Origin of the sequence: Nocardia sp. NPDC060220 (assembly GCF_042727815.1) — a bacterium.
Lineage (GTDB): Bacteria > Actinomycetota > Actinomycetes > Mycobacteriales > Mycobacteriaceae > Nocardia.
Map to the genome: position 1 here is coordinate 1 of NZ_JBHWZY010000497.1, position 5,197 is coordinate 5,197.

5 protein-coding genes are annotated in these 5,197 nt (G+C 70.5%); all 5 read right to left on the bottom strand.

The window, feature by feature from the left end; translation table 11 throughout:
* Positions 1-214: 214 nt before the first annotated feature.
* On the bottom strand, positions 215-1,891 hold the full coding sequence (lnt, locus tag ACFWF3_RS23430) for an apolipoprotein N-acyltransferase (protein ID WP_379315281.1): 1,677 nt from the start codon (positions 1,889-1,891) through the stop codon (positions 215-217).
* Positions 1,892-1,926: 35 nt separating this feature from the next.
* Positions 1,927-3,519: an amidohydrolase gene (locus tag ACFWF3_RS23435; protein WP_379315282.1), complete on the bottom strand. Its 1,593-nt coding sequence runs from the start codon at positions 3,517-3,519 to the stop codon at positions 1,927-1,929.
* A gap of 70 nt (positions 3,520-3,589) precedes the next feature.
* A complete protein-coding gene (locus tag ACFWF3_RS23440) occupies positions 3,590-3,793 on the bottom strand; it encodes a hypothetical protein (protein ID WP_378987931.1) in 204 nt (67 codons plus the stop codon).
* Between the two features lie 59 nt (positions 3,794-3,852).
* Entirely contained in the window at positions 3,853-4,344 is a 492-nt protein-coding gene (locus tag ACFWF3_RS23445; protein ID WP_379315283.1) for an FxsA family protein, read from the bottom strand.
* 72 nt (positions 4,345-4,416) lie between these two features.
* Complete coding sequence (locus tag ACFWF3_RS23450) at positions 4,417-5,076, bottom strand: response regulator (protein WP_378627551.1); 660 nt, start codon at positions 5,074-5,076, stop codon at positions 4,417-4,419.
* Between the last annotated feature and the right edge of the window lie 121 nt (positions 5,077-5,197).

The window sequence follows — 5,197 nt, forward strand, 5'->3', positions numbered from 1 at the left end:
CCCCTTCAGGCCCATCTTCCGCTCGGGCTCGCCGTACGAGATGCCGGGGTCGTCGGCGTGCACGACAAAGGCGGAGATGCCGCGGGAGCCTGGCCCATGATTCGGAGTACTACGGCAGCCGGATGGCTACGAATGTGAATTTATTTCGAGCTCAACGAATTACACCCCTGAAGCAGCAACTTTGTGCCGCTTCCCCCCGGTTGAAACAAACCGCTTATTCAGAATTGTCCGAACTTCGCGCAAGATGCGTCGGATTCGCGCGGCGGCGTCGAAGTAATAGCAATCCGACACCGATCGCGGTCAGGATAACGGACGCGAGTTCCGGCCACCCACCGATTCGGGTAGCGACTGTTGTTGTGTCGCGCAACGGTAGCTGGGCCACCAAGGCGGCGGGGACGACTTGCTCGGTGTGCTGTCTGAGCACGCCGTCAGCGGTGATGATCCCGCTGACACCCGTGGTTGCTGACACCACGAGCGCACGCCCGTGTTCGACCGCGCGTACCCGCGACATCGCCAGTTGCTGGTAGGTCATCTCGCTTTCGCCGAAGGTGGCGTTGTTGGTGGGCACCGTCAGCAATTGGGCGCCTGCGGCGAGGGAATCCCGAAATGCCCGATCGAACGCGACTTCGTAACAGGTCGCCACGCCGACCGGCACACCGGCAGCCGTCACCGTTCCGTCACCGTTACCCGGCACGAAATAGCCCGCACGGTCGGCATAGGAGGAGAACAAACGGAAGAAACCGCGCATCGGCAGGTATTCGCCGAACGGCTGGATGATCTTCTTGTCGTGGCGCTCCCCCGGGCCCGCCGTGCCGTTCCACACGATCACCGAGTTGGTGGTCGTGCGGTCACCGTTCACCAGGACTGCGCCGACCAGGATCGGGGCGCCGATCCGTACCGAGGCTTCGGTGATCTCGGCGGCGGCGTCGGCATTGCGCAGTGGGTCGATATCGGAGGAGTTCTCGGGCCAGATCACGATGTCGGGCCGCGCGGCCTGTCCGCGGGTGACGGCGTCGGCCAACTCCTCGGTGCGCCGGACGTGGTTGTCCAGCACGGCGCGGCGCTGGGCGTTGAAGTCGAGCCCGAGCCGCGGCACACTGCCCTGGATCGCCGCGACCGTGATCGTTCTGATACCTGCGTCCGGGGCGGGCAGTGTCGGCCGCAGGATCACTCCGGCCAGGGGCATGGTAGCCACGGCCACCACCGCGGTGGCAAATCCGGTGCGCACGGCGCGAGTGTTCGGGCGTGGCGCGGGCGTGCGGGCCCAGGTGACGACGCGCAGGGCGAGCGCCGCGAGCGCGGTGCCGGTCAGCGCGACCGCGAAGCCGACCAGCGGCGCACCACCGTAGGCGGCCAGCGGCAGATACCACCCATCGGCTTGACCGAAAGCGACCCGCCCCCACGGGAATCCGCCGAACGGGAAACTCGAGCGCACCCATTCGCTCGCGGTCCACGCGAGAGCGAGCCAGATCGGCCAGCCCGGCAGCGCGCTCAACCACCGGGCGAGCACACCCCACAGGCCGAAGTACAGCGCGCACACCGTGGACAACGCCAACCACGGCACCGGGCCCACGTAGATCCCGGTCCACGGCAGCAATGGCACGAAGAACGCCAGCCCGCCGAGCATTCCGTACCCGAAACCGCCGCGCGGCTTGCCCGGCCCGCGCACGGCGAGGGTGAGCAACGCGATGGCCACGGGCGCGAGGAACCAGAACGGGCGGGGCGGAAAGCTGCCGAACAGCAGCAGCCCGCCCACGACGGCCGCGAGCAGCCGCAATACCGCCGGGTGCGAAGCGGCGGCGGATCGGCTCGCACCGGGATCCACCTCGCCCGCTGATGATGCCGGCTCGGCTGCGGAGTCGGGGTGGTTACCCGTCGCGGGATCGATCATGGTGTGTCGCTCCGTGATTCGTTGCTGGCGGCGGGTCAGGCAGCGTAGATCGTGATGCCGTCGCGCACGGTGCGCAGGCAGGTCGGCAGGTCGACGCCCGGATCGAGGCGCGGGAGGCCGGGTACGCGGGAGCGGGGGTCGGTGGACCAGCGCTGCACGGTGTCGGCGGCCGCCGCGACGACGAGCTCGCCCGCGTCCCACACGGCATAGGAGGCGGGTGCGCCGGGAACCAGCGTGCCCGCCATCCCGTCGCGCACGCCGCCCGCGCGCCAGGCGCCGCGCGTGGCAGCGGCGAAGGCGGCACGCGGGGACAAGCCGTGGCCGGGGGTGCGGTGGTGGACGGCCGCGCGCACCTGTTCCCACGGGTTCATGACGGTGACGGGCGCGTCGGACCCGATGGCGAGGGAGATGCCCGCCGCCGCCATCGCCGAGAACGGGTTGAGGCCCGCGGCGCGCTCGGCGCCGAGGCGGGTCGCGTACATCCCGTCGGGTCCGCCCCACGCGGCGTCGAAGCCGGGCTGCACGGACGCGATCACGCCGAGCTCGGCCAGTTGTGCGATCGCAGCCGCGTCGGTCATCTCCGCGTGTTCCACCCGGTGCCCACGTGAGGCGATCGCCGGACCACCGAGTTCGGCTGCGACACGGGCGAATCCGGCGACGACGGTATCCATGGCGGCGTCGCCGATGGCGTGGAAACCGGCCTGGATCCCGGCCTCGGTGCACGCGCGAATATGCGCGGTGATCGTGTCCTCGTCGAGGAAGCTCTTGCCGCAGCCCGCCGCGTCGGCGTAGGGCGCGCGCAGCAGCGCCGTGTGCGAGCCGAGCGAGCCGTCGACGAACAGGTCGCCACCGAGCGCGTGCACGCCGAGCTCGTCGAGCAGGGCGCGCGCGTGCTCCGCGGTGCGCACGGCCTGACCCCAGTAGGCCCGCACGGCCACACCGTGGTCGAAAGCGAGCAGTTCGCGGATGTCGTCGCGGCCGGAGATCTCCGGGCCCGCGCATTCGTGGACCGCGACGATGCCGTGGGCGGCCGCCGCGTCGAGGGCCGCCCGGCGAGCCGAATCACGCTGGGCACGAGTGAGTTCCGCGAGCGCGATGGTGCGCACCCGGTGGTGGGCGTCGGCGCGCAGCAGTTCGCCACGCTGATACCCCTCGCCGAGGTCACCGGCCGCGTCGAGCAGCGCCGAGGAGGCGACGGCCGAATGGGCGTCGACCCGGGCCAGGTAGACCAGCCTGCCCGAACCGGCGGCCTCGTCGAGTTCGGCGACCGTCGGCGGACGCTGCTCGGGCCAGCCGGTGTCGTCCCAGCCCTCGCCGATGATCACCCCGTCCGGCTGGCTCGCGGCGTGCGCACGCACCGTCTCGAGCAGGTCGGACAGGGATCCGGCGCCACGCACGTCGAGCCCGGTCAGCTGGAGTCCCAGCGCGGTGACGTGGACATGGGGGTCGACGAACGCGGGTGCCACGAACGCACCGTCGAGGTCGATGATCTCCGCATCGGGGTGCATCGCGCGCCCGGGCGCCTCGGCGCCCAGCCACACCACGGTGCCGTCGGTGACCGCCATCGCGGCCGCGTCCGGGGAGCTCGAACTGTAGAAACGACCGCCGATCAGCAACTGGGTACTCACGATGCCCCAGTCTGCCGTATCGCCGGATCGGCACCTCGGCAGGGACAGGCTCCGGTCGGCGGCGCGAGCGTCAGGTCGGCAGCGACAGTGCGGCGCGCACTTCGGCGTCGCCGAACCCGGCGAGACAATGCCCGCCCGCCTCCACGGCGATCAGTTCCAGCCGCCATGCGGCGGTGGTGAAGTCCGACATCGACTGTCCGGCAGCGGCGCTCGCTCTGCGCACCGCGTCGGCCAGTTCCTCGCTCACCGTGACGGTGATCTGCTCGGTGGCCATGTCGGTACTGTAGACCCTTCGCCGCCGCGCGCGGGCGTGTCGGCCGAGGCCTTGTCGGATCAGGCGGGGCCGAGCGCGCGCGGACCCGCGGTGTGACCATCGTCGTACCACTGCCCGACCACGGTGCCGTCGACCACGTCGCCGTCCGCGTCGACGACCATCCCGCGATACGGCGAGGGCGCGAACGAGGGCAGCGGGCCGAAGCGCCGGGTGCCGAGCTTCTCCAGCGCCGGTCGCAGCAGCGCCCTGGTCGGCGGGAACAGCGCGAGCAGGCCGACGAGTCCGGTGACCAGACCGGGCACGAACAGCAGCACCGAGCCGGTGGCGACGATCACCCCGTCGGCGACCGCGCTCTCGGCGGTCACCTCACCGCGCGAGGCCCGCCGGAAGCGGTCGAACACCCGCCTGCCCTGCCGTCCGAGCAGCACCAATCCCACGCCCGAGACGGCGACGAGCACGATCAGCGCCCAGCCGATGCCGATCAACTGGGCGAGACCGACGAGGGCGGCGATCTCGACGGCGAGGTAGAGGACGAACAGCACTGCGGTCATGGCGATCCTTTCGGACGATCTACCCCTTCAACGCACGAGCGCCCGATTTTTCTCCCGAGCGAGCCGGCGAATTCAGCCGCCCGGTCGCACGAGCCCGGTCTCGTAGGCCAGCACCACGGCCTGCACCCGGTCGCGCAGACCGAGTTTGGTGAGTACCCGGCCGACGTGTGTTTTCACCGTCGCCTCCGACAGGAACAGCGCCGCGGCGATCTCGGCGTTGGAGCGGCCGACCGCGATCTGTTCGAGTACCTCGCGTTCGCGCGCGGTGAGGACGTCGAGGATCTTCGGGTCGCGCAGGCTCGTCGGGTCCTCGGCCACGAGCCGGTCCAGCAGCCGCTTGGTGACCTTGGGCGAGACCACCGCGTCACCGGCGGCGACGCTGCGGATGGCCGAGACGAGATCCTCGGGCGGAGTGTCCTTGAGCAGGAATCCGCTGGCGCCCGCACGCAGGGCGCCGAGCGCGTGTTCGTCGAGGTCGAAGGTGGTCATCACGAGCACCCGCACGCCCTCCCCCGCGGCCACGATCTGCGCGGTGGCCGTCACTCCGTCGACAACCGGCATCCGCACATCCATCAGCACCACATCGGGTCGCAGTTCGCTCGCGCGCCGCACGGCTTCGTCGCCGTTGCCCGCTTCACCGATCACGTCGATGTCGGGGTGCGCGCCGAGCACCATTTTCAGGCCCATCCGCATGAGTTCCTGATCGTCCACCACGAGCACGCTGATCGGCATTGCCCCACCCTAATAGTCACCGCCGCGCAGCATTCCCCCATGTTTTCCCGCACGACCGCGGGCGAGCGGGGTTCAGTCCGTTTCGGTCCGCAGTGGAAGGTCGGCGCGTACCTGCCAGCGG

What these genes read in the sequence shown, in the direction of transcription:
- ACFWF3_RS23445 (WP_379315283.1), bottom strand. Translation starts at nt 4,344, where the DNA reads ATGACCGCAGTGCTGTTCGTCCTCTACCTCGCCGTCGAGATCGCCGCC.
- lnt (WP_379315281.1), bottom strand. Translation starts at nt 1,891, where the DNA reads ATGATCGATCCCGCGACGGGTAACCACCCCGACTCCGCAGCCGAGCCG.
- ACFWF3_RS23450 (WP_378627551.1), bottom strand. Translation starts at nt 5,076, where the DNA reads ATGCCGATCAGCGTGCTCGTGGTGGACGATCAGGAACTCATGCGGATG.
- ACFWF3_RS23440 (WP_378987931.1), bottom strand. Translation starts at nt 3,793, where the DNA reads ATGGCCACCGAGCAGATCACCGTCACGGTGAGCGAGGAACTGGCCGAC.